Raw genomic sequence first — 24,547 nt, 5'->3', positions numbered from 1 at the left:
CAACCGAACCAAACATCCGATAATTTTTATTGGCAAACCCCCGCCTTTTTGCTACAATAATATCTTGTGGCTCACCCTTATGGGATTGAGCGGGTAGGGAGAGGGCAGTTTTATAGGAAGATTATATGAAGGAACGTAAAGGTATTTTTCAGTTAAAGGATCATGGTACCTCGTTCAAGCAGGAGATAATGGCCGGAGCGATTGGTTATTTTACGATTGTGTATATTATCGCAGTAAATGCACTCATTCTTTCTGAAGCTGGAATTCCATTTGAAGGAGCGGTTATGGCAACCATACTGGCTTCTTTTGTTGGATGTTTGGTCATGGCCTTTTGGGCTAATGCACCAATTCTTCTGGTTCCGGGAATGGGCATCAATGCGATGTTTACATTCACTCTGGTGAAGTCTTCAGGCTTAACGTGGCAGGAAGCCTTGGCTGTTGTAGTTGTTTCAGGGATACTGTTCATGATTATTGCATTTACGAAGCTTTCGAAAGTATTATCGGAGGCCATCCCGAAGACATTGAAAGAGGCGATCACAGTCGGTCTCGGAATGTTTTTAATGTTCATCGGTCTTGAAAAAGGCGGTCTGATCCAACGAGGGGACTCAGCGCTCATTACGATCGGTGACTTTGGGGAATTGAAGGTTCTGGCTACGGTGCTGACCTTCCTGGTTACGATTTTTCTTTTTATTCGCAACGTAAAAGGTCAATTTTTGTGGAGTATCGCTTTTGGAACATTGTTAGGGTTCATCTTTGGTATTGAGCCTTCCATTTCAGGAAGTACATTTCATTGGAGTGAATACGGGCAGGTTTTTGGACAAATGTCTTTTGATGCCATTTTGAAAATTCCGTTTTGGATCGCAGTATTTTCCGTAACGATGGTGCTGGTATTTGAGAACATCGGCCTGATACATGGACATGTCGATATGATAGAACAGCCTCACAAGTATCCAAAAGCCTTTCAAGCAAATGCATTTTCCGCGTTCACATCGGGATTCTTTGGAACAAGCCCGACTGTTTCGACGGTTGAAAGCGCAGCAGCTATGACAGCAGGGGGAAGGACAGGTCTGACCTCGCTTACGACCGGGGTTCTATTCCTTGGATCTGTTTTATTCATTCCTTATTTAAAGTGGATTCCGGATCATGCGATCGCTCCGATCCTCATCATCATTGGAGGATTGATGATACAAAATATCCGTCATATGGATCTTAGGGATCTGACGGAGGCATTTCCGGCCATCTTTATCATTGCGATGATTCCGTTTACTTATAGCATTGCAGACGGTATAGCAATCGGGTTCATCATGTATCCGATCTTGAAAATGGCTACCGGTAAAGCAAGGGAAGTATCCATTCCGCTTTACATTATTGCCGGATTATTTTTAATGAACTTCTTTGTTCATTCGATACATTGATTTTTTAGTCTGTAAAAGGAGGCGACACGATTGTCGTCTCTTTTTTTTATTTGGAATGCTTTATTTCAGGTGTCTGTTTTATCAGCCTGCCTGCAAGGTGACAAGATGCTCCCAAATCATGCATTAATATACATATTCTGTAGACTTTCCGCATATTTCTTGGTATTATTAAGAAAAAATAAATCGAATGGACCACTTTTTATACATATATTGGTTGCATACAGGTTGAAGGCAGGGGTGGAAACGATGGAAGTATTTGTCGCAAGGCAGCCGATTTTTGATAGTAATGAGGAAAAGGCAGCCTACGAGCTTCTATATAGGCAAAATCAACTGAATATGTTTCCCGATATCGATGGAGACACAGCGACAGCAGATGTCATCATTAACAGTTTCTTGAATATAGGGATCGATTCACTATCCTCTGGTAAACCTTGTTTCATTAATTTTACTGAAAATCTTCTGAAATTAAGGGTTCCCACTTATTTTAATCCGAGGGAGATTGTGGTTGAAATTCTGGAATCGGTAGAGCCGAGCAGGAGCGTGGTGGACATATGCCTGGAACTCAAGAAGCTGGGGTATAAGATTGCATTGGATGATTTCATCTTTAATGATTCGAATCCTTTCTGTAAAGAGCTTATGAGGGCTGCAGATTTTGTCAAGGTTGATTTCCAGTCCACGACGGAGGAAATGAGAAGGAATATAGAAGTTTTATCTAATTTATTGGGCTATAAGATGATCGCTGAAAAAGTCGAAACAGAGCTTCAGTATCAGGAGGCAAGACAGAAGGGATACCACTATTTCCAAGGTTATTTTTTCAGCAAACCGAAGATTATCGCGTCGCATGATGTACCGGTTTATTTTCATTCCTACTATTCTATCATTCAAAGTCTTGAGATGTCAGAGCCAAGTATCGATGTAATCAGTGGATTGATTGAGCAGGACCTCTCACTTTCTTATAAACTTTTAAAGCTTATCAATTCACCTGCATACCGGCCAAAGCATAAAATCCATTCTATCCGTCAAGCGATCGTATTACTAGGATTAATGGAAATCAAAAGGTGGATTTATGTGCTGGCGGTAAGGGAACAGGTGGCACACAGAAAAAAACTGGAAAATGAAGTGATCACACTATGTCTCACAAGGGCAAAAATGTGCGAACTTGCAGCGAAGAAAGTAAAAGGAGCCGTTAATACATCGAGCTATTTTCTGGCAGGTATGTTTTCCTTGATGGATACAATCCTATCGGTTCCAATGATGAAGATACTCGATGATTTACCTTTGAATGATGACATTTGCGATGCATTGATCGGAAAATCTAATGAGTTGACGGATATGCTGGAATTGGTCATTTCAATCGAAAAGGCTGACTGGACGGATCTTGATAAAAAAATGAACACGTTAAATCTGACGGAGCAGGATATTTCAGAAAGTTATCAACAAGCCTGTCAATGGGCGGAAGAGCTTCTCACACAGGAGCTGACCCATTGAAGGGGTCACCATACAGGTTTATAAGAACCAGGCTTTAAGAATTTTCTTTGTGGTTTGATGTAACGTTTCAATTCCATCAGCAAGAGCCGCTGGACTTTCCTTGAGGAAACTTGTTTAGCGATATCTGCAGGAAATGGATAAATACCGATCGAATTAAATCGAACTCTGAACAGGCCTTCTTGCAGAAGGTCTTTATTTTGGTTTAATATCCTGCAAAAGACAAGTACATCACGTGAATTGTTTTCATCCTCCGCTTCGCTTACTTCCCGCACTTGAAACCTGAAGTCTATTTCATCCATGGATCCCACCTCACTCATTATAAAAACTAAAATAGTATAGTATAAAGTGTAACTGTTTTCGGAAGTATTTTCAGTAAAAACATGCGTATCAGAACATATCGGGTTTACAATATAGTAAACTGATATTGAGTGAATGCGCATTGCCAAATGGAATCGTTTATGGCAATCTTATGATAAAAAGAATCTTAATGATTCCTAAGCAGACTCTGATGAAATTATCATTGGTGTCAACAAACCCATATAATAAATAAATAGTCTGACAGATTGTAAGTAACGGAGGGCTTCATGATGAAACTAAATCTCATTAAATGTCACGGTTCGGGAAATGACTTTTTATTGATCGACGAAATATCCAATGATTATTCTTTTACAGAAGAAGCAAGACAAAACCTTGCCATTTCATTATGCGACAGGAAAAAAGGTCTAGGGGCGGATGGTATTCTATTCGTTTTGGATAGCAAGCACTGCGATGCCGTAATGAGGGTTTTTAACGCAGATGGTTCTGAAGCTTCCATGTGTGGTAATGGTCTCAGATGTGTAGGCCGGTATGTATGTGAATTAGTTGATAAAGAGGAGATCATGGTTGAAACGATGAAAGCTGATTTGAGAGTTTCTTCAGCTCCTGCCATCTATGATGATCTGCCGACTTATAACGTGGAAATTTCCCCGGTGTATTTTGATCTTGATAAAGTACCGATGAATATGAATCATTCTCAAGTGGTGGACCAAAAGATCCCGGAAATATCGGATCGTTTGCAGTTTACGGTATTAGCGGTTCCAAATCCCCATTTAATCAGTATCGTGAATGCCGATACCATTGTATCCAATGAACAAAAGATCATTTCAGAAACGGTAAATGGACCGAATAATCTCTTCCCGGACGGGGTGAATGTAAGTTTTGTGCATCCTTTGGAAAAAGGTTCTATCTATGTCCGTACATTTGAAAGAGGTGTAGGGTTTACGAATGCGTGCGGTACTGCGATGTCAGCATCAAGTCTGGTCACATGTCTGCTTGGTCAGAATGGGTACGGTGACGAAATCGAGGTCTATAACAATGGAGGAAAGGTAAGGGTGGTCGTGAACCGTAAAGAAACCGGTGAGTACTTTATGGAATTGATCGGAAATGCTACCTATATGTTCGAAGCTGAACTGGATTTATCTTTGACACATCCTGAGGAATTCGAAGTGATATCACAAACGGATCTCAACGAAGAAGGTGCATACGGGCTCCTTCAGAAGCATGCCAAAGAAGTTGTGGACAGTAAAGTATTTACAAATGCATAAATGAATGAGCCTGGGCGCCTCCGTCCAGGCTTATTTTCTGCTTTTTTTAAGAAAGTTGATTACTTCATCAAAAGGCTGATGCTCCTTTACCCGCTCAAAATGACTGAAAGGACAACCATGCCTTGTAAAGCGTTTTAATACTTCTTCCATCGTAAACTGTTCCGGGTTTAATCCTTCGTTCACTTCATTCCACCACAGGGGGGCGGCCACGAGAGCTTTATCATTCCCTCTTAAAGAATAGGGGGCAATGATCGTTTTTCCTTCCCCGTGCTGAATGTAATCTACATAAAGGCGCCCATTTCTATTCTTTTTCATCCGCTCTATCGTGAAATCATCTGGATAATTGGATACTAGGTAATGAGCAATGAATTCAGTGAACATGCCTGTGTCTTTCCATGAGTATCCCGGCGGAAGCGGAATGTAGATTTGAAGCCCTTTATTTCCTGACGTTTTTATGAAGCTCTTTAAATTCACACCTTCAAATAAGCCTTTCATGATGATGGCTGCCTTCACCGCCAAGGGGAATTGTTCCCGGCTTGGTGGATCCAGGTCAAACACGATTTCATTCACGTCCTGTTGACCGGTCTTCTGAAAAGGTATATGAAACTCCAATGCCAATTGGTTTCCCAGCCACATGAGACACTCCAATTCATTGCAAATAATATAATCAATCCCGTCCTGTGCATACGTTTCAACAAATTGCGGGGCATAATCGGGCACGTTCTTCTGATAAAAGGAGTCTCCAAACTGACCATGGGGGTACCGGATACAGGTCAGTGGCCGATTTCTAAGAAATGGAAGCATGGCAGCTGAGATTCTCCGAAGGTACCGGATATAATCCAATTTTGTAAGGCGGGGTGCTTCCCAAAGAGGTTTGTCAGGATGAGTGATTTGCACGCTTTGAGGTAGACTGGCTTCATCCAGCAGGAATTGTTCAAGTGTACATTCTTCTGGACGGGAAGAAAACATAAATCGGTGAAAATGCGGCTCCCTTAATTGTCCTTCATACCAATTCAAGTATTGTACCTCTACGCATATTGCCGGTTCAATAAAATAATGACTGCCTTCTTTTCGGGAGTGATTTTTTTTGATGATGTCCTTTAATGTTCTTTTTTCATCTGCAGAAATCCCAAAATGAAATAGACCGACCTTGATTATACTTTCCCCTTCAAGGACCCCGATGTGAAAATAATCATTCGTATCATCAACGGAAGTGATAAAGCACAGGCATATTTTCCAATTCTTGATCTTAAGCCACGAGTTACTTCGTTTCCCGGCTTCCCACTTGCTGCCTGAAAGTTTGGCGACGACTCCTTCCCCTTCTTCACTTGTCACCCCTCTCCACACCTCTATCCAATCGGTATAAAAGGGGATCATTTGAATGACAGCGGGAGCGGCCGGGTCAGGTTTCAATGGTATCCCGAGAGTAGAGCACACCCTCTCCAATTCCTTTTTACGCTTGATATATGATTGGCTGCTCCATAACTCATTTCCGCTTTCCAGAATGTCGAAAGCTAAAAATTTTACGGGCCTTTCAGAAGACGATACATGTATTTTTTGTTTATTTTTCATCCTTCCCCTTATCTGTAGTTCGAAGAATTCACTGCTGAATGGGGATCGGAGAATGACAACTTCCCCATCCAGAACAAGGGGGAGGGGAATGGAAGTGTCCTTCAGCAATTCGTTTATATATACTTCAATCTCAGGAAAATGCCCTAATAAATCTTTGTTGTTTCTGCTTGTCAATGAAATTTCTTTAGAAGTACTGATTTTTAAAATACCTCTGAAACCATCATATTTTACTTCGTAGTTCCATTTTCCTTCAAGAGGAGCTTCCCCTGTTAGAGTGGGCAGCATCGGTTTCATTCGTATCACCCTGAACCTTTTTGGTATAGTGTGGCCTGAAACTTTCATGATTATTTCCAAATGTTTATGGGAATGAAGCGCCATAATGATTTGAAAAATAAGGGTAAGAGGATTTAGTTTACAAAAAGGAGGGTATTTGTAATGCATACCATATGGAAAGGTTCAATAAGCTTCGGATTGGTAAACATTCCGATCAAACTTCATTCAGCTACTGAAGATCGTGACATTAAGCTTCGTTCCCTGCACAAAGAATGCCATACACCGATCAAATATGAAAAGGTCTGCCCTGTGTGTGATAAAGAAATTGAGCACAATGACATTGTAAAAGGTTACGAAGTGACGAAAGGGAAATTCGTTGTATTGGAAGAAGAGGAATTGAACGAAATAAAAGAGGCAAATGCAGAAAAGACGGTTGAAATTTTAGACTTTATTAAAATCGATGAAATTGACCCGATCTTCTATGACAGGAGCTATTTTCTTTCACCAAATGATGGCGGAAAGAAAGCCTATACTCTATTGCGTAAAGCATTATTGACTTCCGGGAAAGTTGGAATCGCAAAAATCACGATGCGATCAAAAGAACATTTGTCGGTGGTAAGAGTTTATGAAAATACGTTAGTGATGGAAACCATTCACTATCCAGACGAAGTACGGGCTTCAAAAGATGTCCCCAATGTACCAGAGAGCGATGATATTTCAGAAAAGGAATTGGAAACGGCCACGATGCTTATTGAACAATTGACCTCGGAATTCCAGCCGGAAAATTATCATGACGAATATCGTGAACGGCTCAGTAAACTGATTGAATCGAAACAGACAGGGGAGAAGGTGGTGACCGCAAAAGAAAGAGCTCCAAAAGAGAACGTTACAGACTTGATGGCGGCACTCCAAGCGTCAATCGATTCCACCAAGCCGGAAAAGAAGAAAACAGAAAAGAAAAAGCCGGCTAAAAAGAAAACAACAACAAAGAAAAAAGCTCAATAAATGAAACAAAAAGGGAAGGAGACATAAGTTGGAGGAAAGAAAATTAAAAAAGGCGGTATTCTTCATCATATCGTTAACTTGTTTTGGCATATTTACATGGGGATTTGTTTCAATCCTGGATGAGTGGAAAGAGAATGAAATTGCGGGATTTGACAATGGAGTTTTCAATGTTGTGCATGCTTTTATCTCGCCAAAGCTGACAACATTGATGACTTCCGTTACATTTTTGGGTGGAGTGAAATGGCTGAGTATATGTACGGTTGGGATTGTTATCGTATTATTATTCATGAAAAAATTTCCCCTCGCTTTATTTGTGATGTTGACTGTCAGCCTTGGAGCCGGTTTTAATTGGCTCTTAAAATGGATATTCAAACGGGAAAGGCCGGATATAGAAGCCCTCATCGAGCAGGGTGGCTACAGTTTTCCCAGCGGACACTCGATGGGATCGTTCATCTTTTACGGTGCTGTTGCATTTATGTTGTTTCGTGCATTGGACAAGGCTGTTTTTAAGTGGCTGAGCGTACTTGGCCTGTCTGTACTGATTTTATTCATCGGGATCAGCAGGGTATATTTGGGCGTTCATTATCCGAGTGATATTGTCGGGGGATTTACAGCTGGTGGAGGCTGGCTTACTCTTTGCATCGCAGTGTATATATATTTCTACAAACGAAGTGATTGGAAATATATCAATGAATGAAAAGACCTGAAACGGGGGAATCCCGTTTCAGGTCTTTATTCCTTTAAGTAAGCTGAGTTTACAGGGTTTCTAAAACAGGTTAAAGATATATGGACCAAAGGAAGAGACGTATAGGAGTATATACACGCCCATGAAATAAAAGACTCCTCCAAACGTTCCCCAATCAGGATTGCGTCCGATCTTCCATATCAGCGCAGTCAGGAGAGAGATGACCACGATTCCTACATATCCGCTCCCTGTAAAAGCCAGGTAATCGGGGGCAGCAAAGTAAAAATATCCATTCAATGCTTTATTCATGAAGGTAAGGGGCATGATCAGGAATATGAGGATTGAAACGTATTCAACCCAGATAATGCCATCTTTTTCAAAGGTATTTGGTCTGAACATATATAGCAGGATCAAAAGAAACAGCGATGGCAGCACCCAGTAGAAGGATGTAAGGACCGTTATGACACTGCTGAATATCATTAAAATACTGTTATATACGGCTTCTTTTATGCTTCGTTTACTAAGTTCCACACTAGAAGAAATAACTCTGGGATCTTGGGATGCCGCAAACAATTCATACGTATCGCCGTCATAATCCAGCCAGGCAATGCTGTTCTCCTTTAACTGCAGTGGTAAATATGAATAATGTTTGGTCGTCCCTATCGTTTCTGCCTCCAGCTGTGTGCCATTCTCCAAAGGAGCCAAGTATACACTGACGGAGTTACGGTCACTTGCTTTATGTCCTTCCGCAGTAAATGTGATGGCATTCTTGTCATCAATATTCACTAATTTGGCAGAACGTGGGCCTTGAATAATTTCCCCGGAATCCACATTCAGAAACTTAAGGTTTTCAGGTTTTAATGTTCTTTTCCCGACTTCCCCTAAAGGGGATTCCATTTTCACAATCTTGTAGCTTAAAGCACCCTGTGCTCTAAGCTCTTCATTGTATAGGATTGTCAGCTTGTTGTCATGAACTCCATAGGTAAGGCCATCTATATGATGACTGGTTGAAATGTTGACTGAAGCAAAAGGATTGCCTACTATTTTCTCATTTTCATCCATATAATGTAGAAGGGCGGAAGCATCATTTTGCCGTTCTTGTACGATCGCACTGCCATTATCCCCTTGATAGACCTCCATTATATCCTTTGAGAAAGCATGTATTTTTTTGTGAGACAAATCATCAGGATTCAATGAAAATAATTCATTTTTCTCCCAATAATAAATCCGGCCTTTCTCTGTACTCAGTCCAGTTGCTTCTCCTGAAATGATTGTATCCTTATTGTTTTCAGTTGCTGTCAATTGGCCCGATTTCATTTGGATGAATACGGAACCGTTTGACCAGAAAGGATATCCCCTAGTGATTTTTGTATTTATGACAGTGTCTTCAGTGAGATTCAATTGATTATCGAATCGCAGTTGATGTACCTTCCCGTTATCTGTCAGGAAAAGACTGTCCTGATTGAAGAATGCCTGCGGGCGTTCTTCAGAAGTGAAGCCTAACGGTATCGAACGACTCCAGTCAGGCTGCGGCTGTTTCTTGACCTCCAGTAGCTGGTGGAAAAATAGTGCACCCAATAGCAGCAGCATAACCATTAAAGGCACACCGAATGATTTCAGTTTTTCTTTCACCAAAATCCCCCTCAATCTTTCTATATCTGTATTTTTATTTCAATTTAGAATTTTACCACAATTTCAATGCGTTGACACCAAATATTTCCTTCTGAAAAAAAACTTATTCAGGGACTATGATCAAAACTCAAATCTGCAAAAGGTTCTTACAAAATACCAAAATGCAGGCAAGGAGTGAATGACATGCTTTCACCAGAAAAGATGATGGACTTTCAGTTATTTTCAATGACGCATCTGTTGACATTATTATTGTTTTTTCTAGTGGCTGCCGCACTCGTAAGGTGGTGCCAAAATCGGATGGATATCAAATGGATCGGCACCATTTTGGTTTGCACGTTAATTATTTCAGAAATCAGTTATCAGATATGGTCGGTGACCAATGGACTCTGGTCATTTCAATCAACTCTCCCTCTTCATCTCTGCAGCATCAGTACATTTATCGGCATCTATCTCTATTTCAAACGGGACAGCAGATTTTTTTATCTCTTTCTATATATAGGGTTCATTCCCCCCATTCTGGCACTCATCACCCCCGACAATCCGTATGCTTTCCCGCATTATCGATATATCAAATATTTTCTTCATCACATGGCAATACCCTTGATGGTTCTGTATTTATTTTATTTCGATCGTTATACAATCAATAAGAAATCCATACTTTATGGTCTTGGTTTGGTCAACAGCTTAGCCGTTCCCATATTCATCCTGAACAAATTGAGCGGGTCTAACTATTTCTTTTTGTCCGGGCCGCCTGAAGGAAATACTCCATTACTATGGTTCGGAGATGGGATCGTTTATATCATCAATTTAGAACTGGCTGCAGTTATTGTCTTTTCTCTGAATTATCTATTCTTTAAAATGCTTGCCGTAAAAAGGAGGAATAAAGAAATTTCAACGCTCATGAGCAATGAAATCAATCAAATTTAAAAAAATTATTTTTCTTGTTGACAAAGCTGGATAGAAGAATTACAATGATATTGAAAATCATTCTCAATGAAAACACAAGAGTTTCCCCCTCTTTCTTTTTATATTGGAGAATGGTTCATGATTACCCCCCTTTAATAAATCGTAGAGACAATCCCGGAGTGCTGAACTCCGGGATTGTCTTTTTTTTTTGTGAGAAAATAGGGAAGTTATTGCAATTCACTGCCGCCTGTCGTAAATTGTAAAAGAATGTGCACATCGGAATGATAAAGGAGTGAAAAGAGAGTGAATGAAAAAGAAGATAAACGGTTTCATATCGCTCATCGCGAAGCTTTAATCGGAATCGGCCTTGTAGTGATTAACTTTATTTGGTGGTATGGCTTTGCTTTTGGACTTGGCGGGGGCGAAGTTACAGATTATGACTGGATCATGGGAATGCCGGCGTGGTTCTTTTACAGCTGTATTGCAGGTTTTCTGCTGATGGTTGTTTTAGTGGTGTTGGTTGTAAGGTATATGCTTACAGATATTCCTTTCGATGGAGATGAGGGTGAATATCGTGAATAATATGGCTTTGATTCCTATGATTATATTTTTAATCATCATTTTTATTATTGGTGTCTATTCATCAAGGAAGGTAGGACAAGCTGAGTCATTCGTACAGGATTACTTCCTGGGGAGCAGGCAGCTTGGAGGTTTCATCCTCGCCATGACCATGATTGCTACATATGGAAGTGCAAGCAGCTTCATCGGCGGTCCAGGCGCAGCTTATTCATATGGCTTATCCTGGGTACTCCTTGCAATGTCTCAAGTTGTAACCGGGTATTTCGTCCTTCTCGTTCTTGGGAAAAAGTTTGCCATCATGTCGCGGAAGTATAATGCCGTTACGTTGGTCGATTATTTGCAGGGACGTTATCGAAATCATTACATAACGATTCTTTCCGCCCTAAGCATCATCATTTTCCTGTTCTCAGCGATGATTGCGCAGTGGGTAGGTGGAGCTAGATTAATAGAATCCTTAACAGGCCTCTCTTATAAGAGTGCTTTATTTCTGTTTGCAGTTTCAGTGCTGGTATATGTCATCGTTGGCGGATTCAGGGCGGTGGCTGTCACCGACGCCATCCAGGGAGTCGTGATGCTTGGGGGCACAATCATTTTATTGATTGCGACGATTATTGCCGGCGGCGGCATGGAAAATATCATGATGGATCTAAAAGCGGAAAATCCCAACCTATTAAGCCCGAATGGTGCAAATGGGGAGCTGAGTGCCAGATATATTTCGTCCTTTTGGATTCTCGTGGGTGTTGGGGTGATAGGACTCCCGCAAGTAGCTGTAAGGGCCATGAGTTATAAAAACTCGCGCTCCTTACATAAAGCACTGATCATCGGGACGATTGTAGTCGGCTCCATTATGTTAGGGATGCATTTAATCGGGGTCCTGGCACGTGCGGTGATGCCCGGGGTGGAGGTTGCAGATAAGGTCATGCCTCTGCTGGCTTTGGAAGTGCTGCCTCCATGGCTCGCTGGCATCGTCCTGGCTGCCCCGATGGCTGCCATCATGTCGACTGTCGATTCATTGTTATTGATTGTTTCTTCTGCCATCGTGAAAGATCTTTATATGAATTTTGTGAATAAAGAAGCAGGTGAAAAGAAGGTCAAAAAGATGAGCTTCCTTGTGACATCCATTACAGGGATTGCCGTCTTCCTGATGGCATTAAGCCCGCCAGAGCTGATCATCTGGCTCAATTTATTCTCTTTCGGCGGCTTGGAAGCAGTGTTTATCTGGCCGATTGTACTCGGTTTATACTGGAAGACAGGAAATGCCCATGGAGCTATGGCTTCCATGCTGTCAGGATTGATTTCATATATTTTATTTCACAGTTTCCTGCCGAATTATTTGGATATGCACACCGTCGTATTCCCGATACTCATATCCTTTTTCATGTATATAACGGTTTCACTGATGACCAAACAAGAGTTACAAAACTAATTTTGGAGGGAGATTCCTTTAGTGTGCTAATGGAATCTCCCTTCTTTTAGAGGGAAATGATAGAAGAAGATAGAACTCTTAAGGAGGGGTGAGGAAAATGAGTTGGAAGCTGACAAAATATGAAGATATCGATAGCTTTTACAGCCGAGTGTATCCTTTTCTTCTTAAGAAGGAAGCAGAAAATAATTTACCGCTGGGGCTGCTGAACACGATCAAGACTGGAAACAGGTATAAAGACCCCCTCCTTATAAGTGTGGAAGGTGATTCTTCTCAGGTGAAAGGTGCATTCATCATGACACCGCCGCATCATTTAGTGGTTGTTCTTGATATCGATGAGAAAGATTACCGCACCATTGCAATGGAGCTGAATACACTTTTAAGTGAGGAAGGAATTGCCGTGCCGGGATTCGTTTCAGAGAAGGCTTCTGCGCAAAAACTGACGGAAGTCTGGTGCGACCTGAAAGGCTGCAAGTATGAAATCGGGATGAATCAGCGAATATACATGTTGAAACATGTTAATGAAATTGATATTCCCCAAGGTCGATTGGTGACTCCTAAGAAGGAGAATATCCACTTGCTGACGAAATGGATACTAGGATTCATTGAAGATACCGGAGTGCATCCGTTAACCCAAAATGAGGCTCTGGAGAGGGCAGAAGATATGATATTGAATGAAAAATATCTATTTTTTTGGGAAGTCGACGGGGAACCTGTATCGATGGCCAGAGGAGGAAGATGGACGGACCACGGCATCACCGTGAATTTCGTCTATACCCCGGACCTGTATAGAAAAAAAGGATATGCTTCTGCTGTTGTAGCTGGATTGAGCAGGTTATTACTGAAGGAGTTTGAATTTTGTACGTTGTACACAGATCTGGAGAATCCTACATCCAACAAGATCTATATGGAGGTCGGATATAAGCCGATTGGTGATTCCCTGATGGTGAATATTAAGTGAAATTAAAAATTTCACATTTCGTGTTGACATCTAAAGTAAAACGGATTAGTATAGAAAACAATAATTCAATGAGCGAACGGCTTTGACGAAGAGGAGTACCTTTTGCAAACACTTAAGAGAGCTAGTGGCCGGTGTGAACTAGTGTGAATGCTTTGGGGAATGGACTTCCGAGCCTCCAAACCGAAATCCCTTGGAGAGTAGGCTTTGGCGAATGTCTTATCGTTATAAAAGACACGCATTCAAGCCTTTGGGCTTCGATGCGGAAGAGTGGACTGTTCAGGCAGTCAACAAAGGTGGCACCACGGGTATCTCGTCCTTTTTTATAAGGAATGAGATGCCCTTTTTTATTTGCAAAATAATATATAAAATCGTCGAATAAGAGTAGTAAGCTTGAGTGAAGCTTTACAGAGAGTCAAGGAATGGTGAGACCTTGACAGGATAGCTTGAGTCGAATGGACTTATGAGAGATGACTTGAACAGTGAAGTAGGGTCATACGGATTTCCACCGTTATATGGATAGAATATCGGGTTTTCCCCTGTATTCGAAACGAAGAGGGAGTAAGTAAATTACTCCAACCTGAGGTGGCACCGCGGTCAGCATCGTCCTCTATAGACACATTACATCTGTGTTTATAGGGGACTTTTTTATTTTGATTGGAGGAATGGAAAGTGAAGCAGCAGGAAGCAGTCCATTATGCTATGAAAGAATTGAATGGTGATGTATACACGCCAATATCCCTTTATCAATCCTTGAAGGGGGCGAAAAAGTTTTTGCTTGAAAGTTCTTTGAAGCATGAACAGTCAGGGAGATATTCCTTTGTTGGAAGTGATCCTTATCTGGAATGTAAGGCACGTGAAGATAAAGTGCAGATCATCAATCACAAGACAGGTGAAGAGGAAGAACGGCAAGGCCTTCCCATCGACATTATCCAAGACCTCATACCCCATGTGGATCAACAGGAACTTGACTTGCCATTTGCCGGTGGAGGCATCGGGTATCTGGGGTACGACTCCATCAGACAGTATGAAGATATCGGACCCATACCGGAGGATGAATTGAATATGCCGGACATTCATTTAATGTTTTACGAAAAAGTGATAGTGTTCGATCATGCTGAACAGAAAATGTTCATCGTTGTCCTGGATGCAGAAAGGGGCAAGCTTGAAGAAAAGATGAATGAAGTCGAAAGCCAGATTACGAACGTTTACCTTGATGTCAATAAGATCCAACTGAAAGGCCTGCAGTTCCAATCACAGCTATCAGAACAGGAGTTCATCGAAAAAGTGGATGCAGCGAAAAAATATATAAGGAGCGGTGATATTTTTCAGGTCGTCCTTTCTCAACGGATGCAAGCTTCATTTACTGAAGATTCGTTCAGCTTCTACAGAAGACTACGGCAATCCAACCCGTCTCCTTATATGTTTTTCATAGATTTCGAGGATTATATCGTGCTGGGTGCATCGCCTGAAAGCCTCGTAAAGGTTCAAGGCAGGAGTATTACAACCAATCCGATAGCTGGAACGAGAAAAAGAGGAGGTAGTGAGGAAGAAGACCACCTTTTGGAAAATGAATTGGCTTCAGACGAGAAAGAAGTAGCTGAGCATAGGATGCTGGTAGATCTGGGGAGAAATGATTTAGGAAAGGTATGTGAAACCGGGTCAATCACATTGTCTAAATATATGCTGGTCGAGCGTTATAAATATGTGATGCATCTTGTATCCGAAGTAAAAGGAGTTCTAAGGAAAGAAATTACGCCTCTGGAAGCACTGGTAAGCTGCCTGCCTGCCGGGACTGTAAGCGGCGCTCCTAAAATCAGGGCCATGCAGATCATCAATGAGCTTGAGGTGAAGAAAAGGGGTGTATACTCCGGGGCCATCGGTTATTTAGGGGTGAACGGTAACCTTGATTTCGCCTTGGCCATCAGGACGCTGGTACTGAAGGATCATACCGCTTATGTTCAGGCTGGGGCCGGTATTGTTTATGACTCTGATCCCAAAAGTGAATATGAAGAAACGATGAATAAAGCTAAATCTTTATTGGAGGTGGGAAGATGATACTGCTTATCGACAATTATGATTCCTTCACGTATAACCTGTATCAATATGTTCAGGAACTTGGCGAGGAAGTTCTGATAAAAAGAAATGATCAAATCACACTTGAAGACATTCAGGAACTGAAACCATCCGGGATCATCCTGTCACCTGGACCCGGTACACCTGAAAATGCGGGTATCTGTATCGATATTATACAGAATCTTCATACTAGCGTGCCGATTTTGGGAGTGTGCCTCGGCCATCAGGCAATAGGAGCGGCTTTCGGTGCAAACATTGTCATTGCAGACCATATCATGCATGGCAAAACTTCGCTGATCCGACATAACGGTCATGGACTATTCCAGTATTTAAGTCAGCCGCTCGGTGTGATGAGATATCATTCGCTGGTCATTGAAAAAGATTCCCTTCCGCCAACGTTCGAAATAAACGCTGTATCGATGGATGATAAAGAGATCATGGCCATCAAGCATTTGCGCTACCCCGTTTATGGTGTTCAATTTCACCCTGAATCGATAGGGACTGACACCGGAAGGAAAATGCTAAAAAACTTTATTGATGAGATGAGAAAGGAGAATAACCGTGAAACAGTTTCTAAAAAAGCTATCTAACGGACATTCCTTAGAGAGAGACGAGATGAGAAAAGCTGCACATGAATTATTCAGCGAAGAAACGACAGATAGTCAAATAGCATGTTTCCTGACACTCTTGAAAATGAAAGGTGAATCGGTGGATGAAATTACAGGACTTGTTGAGGTGCTCAGAGAAAAGGCTTTGCCGATAAGAAACAAGATGAATGGGGTATTGGATAACTGCGGTACAGGCGGAGACGGTTCAAACAGTTTTAATATCAGTACGACGAGTGCATTTGTTTTGGCCGGTGCGGGAGTGAAGGTTGCAAAGCATGGGAACAGGAGCATTTCAAGTAAAACAGGCAGTGCCGACGTCCTGGAGCATCTTGGAGTATCCCTGGACTTCCATGCCAGTGAAATCAACACACTTCTGACGGAATGTAATATCGCGTTCCTATACGCCCCGCATGTCCATTCCGGGCTTAAAAGAGTCATGAAAGTAAGAAAGGAAATGAAGATTCCTACAATCTTTAATCTGATCGGCCCTTTAACAAATCCGGTGGAGCTTGAAACTCAGCTGGTCGGGGTATACAGGAGAGATAAGCTTGAGACGATGGCCAAGGTATTGGACCAATTAGGTAGAAAAAGGGCGATTGTCTTAAACGGGGCGGATTACATGGATGAAGCATCGCTTGCTGGAGAAAATCATCTCGTGCTGTTGGAAAACGGCAGAATAACGCCATTTACATTGAAAGGGGAGGATGTCGGACTTCCCCATTATCCCAATTCAATGATCAAAGGAGGGGAAGCTCCCCAAAACGCAATGATTCTTCAAGCGGTCTTAGAAGGGGAAGAAGGACCGTACCTTGACACAGTATTATTTAATGCAGGAATTGCTTTATACGCGCATGGCAGTGTATCTACGATAGCAGAGGGAATCAAGGCTGCACGGGAAAGCATTATTACAGGAAAAGCGAAAGAAATCCTTCAATCGCTTATTGCGTTCAGTGGGCAAAAAAGAAAGCAGGTGATTTAAATGCCTACCATTCTTCAAGAAATTATAGATAAGAAAACACAAGAAATAAAAGAACTAAAAGAAGATGGCTTCAAAAAATATAATCAGTCATTGAAGCAAACGGAAGGCTTATATGATTCTCTGGTTAATACAGACAGACTGCAGGTGATTGCTGAAATAAAACGGGCTTCCCCTTCCAAGGGCGATATCAGAGTGGAGGTGGATCCAGTGGAGCAAGCAAAGGAATATGAACGTGCAGGTGCAGCTGCTATTTCTGTTTTGACGGACACCCCTTTCTTTAAAGGAACGATGGGTGACCTGGCAGAGGTGAGGAAGAATGTTGCCCTCCCGATCCTGTGCAAGGATTTCATTATAGATCCCATACAGATCGACAGGGCGCATGATGCAGGAGCCAACATCATCCTTCTGATCGTGGCAGCACTTGACACATCAGCGCTTAAATCTTTGTTCGATTATGCAGAAAGCCTTGGGCTTGAAGTATTGGTTGAGGTCCACAATGAAGAAGAGATGAGAATTGCTTTGGAGATGGGTGCGAGCATTATCGGCATCAATAATCGCAATTTAAAAACGTTTGAAGTCAGTTTAGATGTAACGGAAAAGCTGGCAGCTATGATCAAAGATCATAAAATCGTCTTGATCAGTGAAAGCGGGATAAAAAATGAATCTGATTGTGAAAGAGCGGCAAAAGCAGGGGCTCATGGAGTATTGGTCGGAGAAACCCTGATGAGAAGTGAAGAGAGTGGAAAAACCATATCAACCCTGCAAGTTTTAAGGGGTGGAGTGATATGACAAAAGTAAAGGTATGCGGCATACAGGATTTGGAAGCGGCTCGGTGGGCAGTGGACGCAGGTGCAGATGCAGTGGGCTTCATCTTTGCCGACAGCAGACGAAGAATTTCAGTGGAAAAGGCGGCTGCCATCTCTGATTCAATTCCCGAAGGTATTCTTAAAATCGGTGTTTTTGTGAATGCATCTAAGGAGGAAATGGAATCCATTGTACAAAAGGTGAATCTCGACTATGTTCAACTGCATGGAGATGAAAGTCCGGCATTTTGCAGTAACCTTGAAGTTCCTTATATCAAGGCAGTCGCGGTTACGAAAGAGAGTGATTTAAATATCCTGCCGGATTATAGTGGTGAATTCGTACTTGTTGACAGCGGAAAAGGACCGTACAGGGGAGGCAATGGGATTTCTTTCGACTGGGAGTATCTTAGAGACTATCAATCCAGTAATCATAAATTGATACTCGCAGGAGGCTTGAAGAAGGATAACGTAAGGGAGGCAATCAGCATAGTTAGACCTTACATGGTTGACGTTTCAAGCGGAGTGGAAAGCGGCGGCGTCAAAGATAAAGAAAAGATATTGGAATTCATTAATGAAGTAAAAGCCATAAAAACAGATAGTGAAAGCGGGGAATGACAATGATTTATGCACAGCCGGACCAAAAGGGGTTATTTGGAAAGTTTGGAGGGAAATTTGTTCCCGAAACGTTGATGAAAGCAGTGAAGGAACTTGAAGCTGCTTATGATGAAGCTTCACAGGACGACGAATTCCAGCAGAAGCTGAGGTATTACCTTAAGGAATATGTCGGGAGGGAGAATCCTCTTTACTTTGCAGAGAATTTAACGAAAAAAGTAGGCGGGGCAAAACTGTATCTGAAAAGGGAAGATCTAAACCATACCGGAGCCCACAAGATCAATAATACAATCGGTCAGGCTTTACTTGCCGAACGGATGGGCAAGCGGAAGATTGTAGCCGAGACAGGGGCGGGTCAGCATGGGGTGGCAACTGCAACTGTTTGTGCATTGCTGAACCTTGATTGTGTCATCTTTATGGGCGAAGAAGATATAAGAAGGCAGAAATTGAATGTCTTCCGCATGGAACTGCTTGGGGCAAAGGTGATTAGCGTTACGGCAGGAAGCGCGACGTTGAAAGATGCAGTAAACGAAGCCCTGCGTTACTGGGTGACAAATGTGGAGGATACTCACTATATTATCGGTTCCGTTCTTGGACCTCATCCTTTCCCTAAAATGGTTCGGGATTTTCAAAGTGTGATAGGGAAAGAAACAAAGAAACAATTTTTTGAAAAAGAAAACTCCCTCCCGCAGGCGATTGTGGCTTGCGTAGGGGGAGGAAGCAACGCAATTGGGATGTTCCACCCGTTCCTCGAAGATAAAGATGTTGAATTATATGGGGTGGAAGCAGCCGGTTCCGGCCTTGATTCAGATAAACATGCGGCAACACTTACCAAAGGAACGCCGGGGATCCTGCACGGAAGCTTGATGTATCTTCTCCAGGATGATGACGGCCAGATTCAGGAAGCCCATTCCGTATCTGCCGGCCTGGATTATCCCGGGGTCGGTCCTGAACACAGCTATTTGAAGGATATTAATAGAGTCCAATATACGTCAATCTCTGACAAAGAAGCATTGGATGCGTTCAAGCAGCTGTCTCAAACAGAAGGGATCATCCCCGCATTGGAAAGCTCACATGCTGTTGCATATGCGTTGAAATTAGCAAAAGATTTGAATCCTGCTGAATCGGTCGTCATTTGTCTGTCAGGCAGAGGGGATAAAGACGTGGAACAAGTGAAGGAATTGTTGGGAGGTAATGAGAATGGGTAAGGTTTTCATGGAACAGGCGTTTCAATATGAATTGGATAAAGGAAATAAACTGTTCATCCCCTATATCATGGCAGGAGATAGAGGGATCGAGAGTTTTATAGACACATTGAAACAACTCGAGGAAGCCGGGGCGACGGCCATCGAAGTCGGCATACCGTTTTCAGATCCGGTCGCTGATGGCCCTACTATCCAAAATGCAGGAAAAAGAGCTCTCGAAAAAGGGGTCAATTTGCAGCAGGTATTAGATGAGTTAGTCCAGAGAAGAGAAGAAATCGGCGTACCATTAGTGTTCATGACCTACATCAACCCGGTTTTTAAATACGGCATCGACCGATTTTTCACTCGATGTGAAGAAGCAGGGGTGGACGGGCTGATTATCCCGGACCTGCCAGTCGAGCACCTTGATCTGGTCTCGACGCCTGCCGAGAAACATGGGATTGCAATCATCCAGCTAGCCACCTTGACCAGTTCCCGTGAAAGGATCAGTGAACTTGCAAACCTGACGGAAGGATTTTTGTATGCCGTGACCATAAACGGTACGACAGGGGCGAGAAATGCTGTTAATGAAAAGATCGGTGATCATCTTCAAACACTAAAAGAATATAGTAAAGTACCTGTCCTAGCCGGCTTTGGTATTTCCACCCCGGATCAAGTTAAAGAGATGACAGAGAATTGTGACGGGGTCGTAGTAGGCAGCCGCATCATCGACCTCCTTCAGGAGAACAGGCTCAGCGAAATAAAAGAGTTAATCGATGCCGTAAAGGTTAATTCGCTCCAAAGTAAATGATTGACTTAAAATTTTGCAAGTTAATTTGTTAAGGATATATTAAAGGTACTTATGGAATTTAAGGAGATTCCAGCTCTTGCACGGAATCGGGCAGCGGTGATTAATGGTGTTTCTTGGTTAAATGTAAAGACATTTTAAAGATAAGTTAATTAATGGTAAAAAGCCTTCTCTATCGACGAAAAATCGATATGATAGAGGTGTATTACAAATGCATCTTATTAGGAGGTCTTTACATGAAATCAATGAAGAAATGGTTATTAATGCTTTTGACGTCGGTATCAGTAATCGGATTTGCAGCAGGATGCAGCGGTGACACAGAAGAAGACACAGGAACAGAAGAACAGATGGAAGAAGAATCTAATACGGAAGAAGAGTCAAATACTGAAGAAAGCAACACTGAAGAATAAAAAAGCTTAACAGCCGGTCCTTATGGGACGGCTGTTTTTTACTGACTTGGGCAGTTGACAATAGCAACTCGCTTGCATCACAAAGCTTAGATCCAGCGAACCTTTGAACATTACCGCTCTCCGGAAGAGTATCCCTATCTTGAAAAGATAATTGATTCGAGAGGGATTTTTGTCACAAAATATACATGCGGGGGTATATTGATTTTTCAACAACTGGTACATATAATAAAAGTGTAAAGAAAATCAAATGCCACACTTTGTGAATTATCTAACAAACTCTTGTCTGGAAGAAGGGGAAGTTCAAATGAAGAAAAAAATCGTGATCGTAGGCGGGGTTGCCGGCGGAGCTACAGCGGCAGCAAGGCTGCGCCGACTAAGTGAAAAAGATGAAATTGTATTGCTGGAAAAAGGAGAATACATCTCATTTGCCAATTGTGGTCTCCCTTATTATATCGGGGACGTCATTACGAATAGAGAAGCCTTATTGGTTCAGACGGTGGAAGGGATGTCCAAGAAATTCAATCTTGATATTCGAAACTATAGTGAGGTCGTTGAGATTAATCGCGAACGTAGAACCGTGTCGATTAAAAAAGTGGAAACGGGTGAGGTTTATGAGGAAAGCTACGATACTCTGATTCTATCACCCGGGGCACGTCCCATCATACCGCCGTTGGAAGGACTTTCTGATGCTGAGAATGTATTTACTCTCAGAAATGTACCGGATACAGACCGAATAAAAGCATGGGTGGACGAGAAGAAACCGAAAGAAGCAGTGATTATTGGCGGAGGTTTTATCGGCCTTGAAATGGCAGAGAATTTACATCATCGCGGTGTAAACGTATCTGTTGTTGAATTAGGGAATCAGGTAATGGCACCAATCGATTATGAAATGGCATCTATTGTACATCGGGAACTGCATAATGAAGGTGTTGAATTATTTCTGAACGATGGAGTTAAAGCATTTAAAAATGGAGGGCACACAATCGTCCTTCAGAGCGGCAGGGAATTAATGAGTGATCTTACCATATTATCAATAGGTGTGCGGCCTGAAAATGAGCTTGCAGAAAAAGCAGGATTAGCATTGGGTGAGCGTGGAGGTATCCTTGTAAACCAAAATCTTCAAACGGATGATCCAAACATCTACGCTATAGGTGACGCGATAGAAGTAAGGGATTTTGTACAGGGCACCGCGGCAATGATTCCTCTTGCATGGCCGGCGAATCGCCAGGGACGACTAGCTGCAGATCATATTAATGGAAGAAATGCTGTTTATAAAGGAAGTTTGGGTACCTCAGTTGCAAAGGTGTTTGGATTGACCGTGGCAGCAACAGGTAACAATGAAAAACTATTAAAACGACTGAGAGTAAAGTATGAAGCCGTACACATTCACCCAAACTCCAACGCAACCTACTATCCCGGCGGCAGCCAGCTTTCTTTGAAATTGATCTTCCAACCTGAAACAGGTGAAATATTCGGTGCACAGGCCGTAGGGTATAAAGGGGTAGAGAAACGAATTGATGTCATTGCAACTGCCATAAAAGGGAAGCTGACCGTGTGGGATCTTGCAGATCTCGAATTAGCGTATGCTCCTCCTTATTCATCTGCAAAAGATCCTGTTAACATGGCTGGATATGTTGCAGGTAACGTAGTGGATGGGGATTTAAGAATTGTGCATCATCATGAAATCGATGAGATTATTAGAAAGGGAGGAGTGCTTGTAGACGTAAGGGAACCTGATGAAAGAGAGCTTGGATTCATAACGGGTTCTATTAACATTCCTTTGGGAGAGCTGAGAGATCGATTAAGTGAACTTCCTGAACAGCAGCACATTCATGTCAATTGCCAGGTAGGATTGAGAGGATATCTCGCTGTAAAAATATTAACCAACAATGGTTTTAAAGCAAGTAATTTAAGCGGCGGCTACAAAACATATTTATTAGGAAAGTAAACAATAAGAGACTGGACAATAGTGTTTTAGTCTAAGTAAAACCCGAACTAATTTGCGTTATAATCGACAAATTAGTTCGGGTTTTTAATTTGATCAAATGGATTTAGATTTAGAACTTTCCAGCGGTTGATTGGAGTGCAAGACGAAGACTCCTATCGGAAAAGCGGAGGGGCTTTGCCCAGAAGCGTGTGGCATAAGACGAATCGTCCATGAAGGCATTCTTTGCCTTCTTGGTCGGTTTGGCTTATGACATGTGCTTCTAATCCCTGCAGCTGGACAGTTCCACCACTTGACGAGGAGGCTCACGGGCTACCCGCGGAAAGCGTAGTCTTGCACGGAAATCATTAGCGGTATTAAGAGACTCCTCTGAAGATTATTCGTCTTTATGTGGTGGTTTTTTAGTTTAGTCCCAGCCTCTTTTTGTTGTTTCATTTGGAAAATTCAGTTAGTGTTAAATTGAACATCCAGTTTAAGGAGTATACTTTTGGAAAAACAAGGAGGCTTTGATAATGATAGTAAATAAAATCAATACTGTATTTATTCCTGTTGCTGACTTGAGGAAATCTGTAGATTGGTACCGGCAGATATTGGGACTTGAAGTAGATCAAGAGCAATATCGTGAAATAGATGGTCTGCCTGTTTATACGTTTTCAATGGGGGAGACATCCCTGACTTTAGAAAAAGAAGAGTCATATATCCCTTCAGCATCCACCGTGCCCATTTGTAATATTCATACAACGGAAATAGATCGAGTAAGGGAAGACTTCCTTTCAAGAGGTGTCGTTGTAGAATCAGAAATTGTCACTTTCCCCGACTTTTCCTATTTTAATTTTCGGGATTTGAACGGTAATCTGTTGATGATTTGCACAGGATAATGGATGGAACATTTGATTGAAAATACAGGAAAAAAAACTCCCACTTGGTTCGTTGGAGGTTAACTATCATTTAGTGCACTTTACAGAAACAGTCAATGCAGGACGTACTTTTTTATAGGATATCTGAATGTTTTTAAATCCTGCACAGGTCAATTCGTCCGTAATTTGTTGCGCGTACCTGTGTGCTCTGCTGTCTTTTTCTTCATCTCCCCTGGGTTGTACAGTGATAACAAGGGATCCGCCAGGTTTGAGCATGCGATGTATATGGTACAGTGCACTTTTAGAGTCATTCCAAAGTGGGTAATTATTCACAGAGAAGATATGGTCATACTTCTCGTCTTTTGAGTGAAATTGTGAGATGTCATGGACAAATAAACGGACTCTGCCTTCTTCGATGGCAGCCTTGTTTTTTTGATGGGCAGCCTCCTTCATCGTAGAAGAGATGTCGACTCCATCTACCGAGGTACCAGGGTATTTCTGAATGATTTTATTAATGCAATAACCAGGTCCGAAGCCTACTTCAAGGATGTGATCCCCTTTTTTGATAGGAAGTCGCTGGATGGACCATTTATTGATTCTTCTATTGTCGATTTCCATTACCTTTCCGACGATCCATCCCATGATCCCCTTCGGGCGCTTGAATTGTTTTTGTAGTGAAAATAGCATGTGATCCCCTCATTTATTCTTGATAATTCCATCTTTCCACCAGCCAGCCATTTTGAAAC

23 protein-coding genes and 2 other annotated features are annotated in these 24,547 nt (G+C 42.1%); of the genes, 19 read left to right on the top strand and 4 right to left on the bottom strand.

The features are described from left to right. Positions 1–125 precede the first annotated feature (125 nt). Together ACUXV2_RS11165 and ACUXV2_RS11160 are read left to right on the top strand one after the other, a co-directional pair. The gene (locus ACUXV2_RS11165) at positions 126–1,415 is read left to right on the top strand and encodes an NCS2 family permease (RefSeq protein WP_446243286.1); all 1,290 of its coding nucleotides are present in this window, start codon (positions 126–128) and stop codon (positions 1,413–1,415) included. Positions 1,416–1,661: 246 nt separating this feature from the next. Further along, positions 1,662–2,903 (top strand): EAL and HDOD domain-containing protein, encoded by a 1,242-nt coding sequence (locus ACUXV2_RS11160; RefSeq protein WP_446243285.1) that lies wholly within the window; start codon positions 1,662–1,664, stop codon positions 2,901–2,903. A gap of 5 nt (positions 2,904–2,908) precedes the next feature. Here ACUXV2_RS11160 and ACUXV2_RS11155 read toward each other — a convergent pair whose 3' ends face one another. After that, on the bottom strand, positions 2,909–3,202 hold the full coding sequence (locus tag ACUXV2_RS11155; protein WP_446243284.1) for a hypothetical protein: 294 nt from the start codon (positions 3,200–3,202) through the stop codon (positions 2,909–2,911). Between the two features lie 288 nt (positions 3,203–3,490). On the opposite strand from ACUXV2_RS11155, the gene dapF reads away from it, so the two are divergent. Continuing rightward, positions 3,491–4,486: a diaminopimelate epimerase gene (gene dapF / locus ACUXV2_RS11150; protein ID WP_446247054.1), complete on the top strand. Its 996-nt coding sequence runs from the start codon at positions 3,491–3,493 to the stop codon at positions 4,484–4,486. Positions 4,487–4,516: 30 nt separating this feature from the next. Here the strand turns inward: dapF and ACUXV2_RS11145 are convergent, their stop codons facing one another. Beyond that, entirely contained in the window at positions 4,517–6,352 is a 1,836-nt protein-coding gene (locus tag ACUXV2_RS11145; protein WP_446243283.1) for a DNA ligase D, read from the bottom strand. A gap of 141 nt (positions 6,353–6,493) precedes the next feature. Between ACUXV2_RS11145 and ku the strand changes: the two genes are divergently transcribed. Then, complete coding sequence (gene ku / locus ACUXV2_RS11140) at positions 6,494–7,336, top strand: non-homologous end joining protein Ku (RefSeq protein ID WP_446243282.1); 843 nt, start codon at positions 6,494–6,496, stop codon at positions 7,334–7,336. A 28-nt stretch (positions 7,337–7,364) separates the two neighbouring features. Then, complete coding sequence (locus ACUXV2_RS11135; protein WP_446243281.1) at positions 7,365–8,033, top strand: phosphatase PAP2 family protein; 669 nt, start codon at positions 7,365–7,367, stop codon at positions 8,031–8,033. 69 nt (positions 8,034–8,102) lie between these two features. Here ACUXV2_RS11135 and ACUXV2_RS11130 read toward each other — a convergent pair whose 3' ends face one another. Continuing rightward, complete coding sequence (locus ACUXV2_RS11130; RefSeq protein ID WP_446243280.1) at positions 8,103–9,653, bottom strand: hypothetical protein; 1,551 nt, start codon at positions 9,651–9,653, stop codon at positions 8,103–8,105. 183 nt (positions 9,654–9,836) lie between these two features. On the opposite strand from ACUXV2_RS11130, the gene ACUXV2_RS11125 reads away from it, so the two are divergent. From ACUXV2_RS11125 to ACUXV2_RS11060, 14 genes are all read left to right on the top strand, one after another. Continuing rightward, a complete protein-coding gene (locus tag ACUXV2_RS11125; RefSeq protein ID WP_446243279.1) occupies positions 9,837–10,580 on the top strand; it encodes a YwaF family protein in 744 nt (247 codons plus the stop codon). A 282-nt stretch (positions 10,581–10,862) separates the two neighbouring features. Continuing rightward, on the top strand, positions 10,863–11,141 hold the full coding sequence (locus ACUXV2_RS11120) for a YhdT family protein (protein WP_446243278.1): 279 nt from the start codon (positions 10,863–10,865) through the stop codon (positions 11,139–11,141). Beyond that, a complete protein-coding gene (panF, locus tag ACUXV2_RS11115) occupies positions 11,134–12,564 on the top strand; it encodes a sodium/pantothenate symporter (RefSeq protein WP_446247053.1) in 1,431 nt (476 codons plus the stop codon). The genes ACUXV2_RS11120 and panF overlap by 8 nt, the downstream gene beginning before the upstream one ends. A 97-nt stretch (positions 12,565–12,661) precedes the next feature. Next, a complete protein-coding gene (locus tag ACUXV2_RS11110) occupies positions 12,662–13,522 on the top strand; it encodes a GNAT family N-acetyltransferase (RefSeq protein WP_446243277.1) in 861 nt (286 codons plus the stop codon). A gap of 73 nt (positions 13,523–13,595) precedes the next feature. Beyond that, positions 13,596–13,843 (top strand) — a binding site (T-box leader). Positions 13,844–13,884: 41 nt separating this feature from the next. Beyond that, positions 13,885–14,133, top strand: a binding site (T-box leader). Between the two features lie 88 nt (positions 14,134–14,221). Next, positions 14,222–15,577 carry an anthranilate synthase component I gene (gene trpE / locus ACUXV2_RS11105; protein WP_446247052.1) on the top strand — a complete coding sequence of 452 codons (1,356 nt, stop codon included), beginning with the start codon at positions 14,222–14,224 and terminating at the stop codon, positions 15,575–15,577. After that, positions 15,574–16,185, top strand: coding sequence for an anthranilate synthase component II (locus ACUXV2_RS11100; protein WP_446243276.1), 612 nt, complete (start codon positions 15,574–15,576; stop codon positions 16,183–16,185). The genes trpE and ACUXV2_RS11100 overlap by 4 nt, the downstream gene beginning before the upstream one ends. Next, entirely contained in the window at positions 16,157–17,182 is a 1,026-nt protein-coding gene (trpD, locus tag ACUXV2_RS11095) for an anthranilate phosphoribosyltransferase (RefSeq protein ID WP_446243275.1), read from the top strand. The genes ACUXV2_RS11100 and trpD overlap by 29 nt, the downstream gene beginning before the upstream one ends. After that, positions 17,183–17,971, top strand: a complete 789-nt coding sequence (gene trpC / locus ACUXV2_RS11090) for an indole-3-glycerol phosphate synthase TrpC (RefSeq protein ID WP_446243274.1) — start codon at positions 17,183–17,185, stop codon at positions 17,969–17,971. Further along, the gene (locus ACUXV2_RS11085; RefSeq protein WP_446243273.1) at positions 17,968–18,600 is read left to right on the top strand and encodes a phosphoribosylanthranilate isomerase; all 633 of its coding nucleotides are present in this window, start codon (positions 17,968–17,970) and stop codon (positions 18,598–18,600) included. The genes trpC and ACUXV2_RS11085 overlap by 4 nt, the downstream gene beginning before the upstream one ends. Positions 18,601–18,602: 2 nt before the next feature. Beyond that, positions 18,603–19,805, top strand: coding sequence for a tryptophan synthase subunit beta (gene trpB / locus ACUXV2_RS11080; protein WP_446243272.1), 1,203 nt, complete (start codon positions 18,603–18,605; stop codon positions 19,803–19,805). Then, on the top strand, positions 19,798–20,592 hold the full coding sequence (gene trpA, locus ACUXV2_RS11075; protein WP_446243271.1) for a tryptophan synthase subunit alpha: 795 nt from the start codon (positions 19,798–19,800) through the stop codon (positions 20,590–20,592). The genes trpB and trpA overlap by 8 nt, the downstream gene beginning before the upstream one ends. A 233-nt stretch (positions 20,593–20,825) precedes the next feature. After that, on the top strand, positions 20,826–20,999 hold the full coding sequence (locus ACUXV2_RS11070) for a hypothetical protein (protein WP_446243270.1): 174 nt from the start codon (positions 20,826–20,828) through the stop codon (positions 20,997–20,999). Positions 21,000–21,303: 304 nt separating this feature from the next. Further along, positions 21,304–22,947 carry a CoA-disulfide reductase gene (locus ACUXV2_RS11065; protein ID WP_446243269.1) on the top strand — a complete coding sequence of 548 codons (1,644 nt, stop codon included), beginning with the start codon at positions 21,304–21,306 and terminating at the stop codon, positions 22,945–22,947. A 509-nt stretch (positions 22,948–23,456) separates the two neighbouring features. Then, on the top strand, positions 23,457–23,822 hold the full coding sequence (locus tag ACUXV2_RS11060; RefSeq protein ID WP_446243268.1) for a VOC family protein: 366 nt from the start codon (positions 23,457–23,459) through the stop codon (positions 23,820–23,822). A 66-nt stretch (positions 23,823–23,888) separates the two neighbouring features. On the opposite strand, the gene ACUXV2_RS11055 is transcribed toward ACUXV2_RS11060, so the two are convergent. After that, a complete protein-coding gene (locus tag ACUXV2_RS11055; RefSeq protein ID WP_446243267.1) occupies positions 23,889–24,488 on the bottom strand; it encodes a class I SAM-dependent DNA methyltransferase in 600 nt (199 codons plus the stop codon). Positions 24,489–24,547: the final 59 nt, after the last annotated feature.

The organism is Rossellomorea sp. NS-SX7 (genome assembly GCF_052828565.1).
Note: the sequence above shows the minus strand (reverse complement) of the source record. Positions and strands in the feature narration are given on the sequence as shown.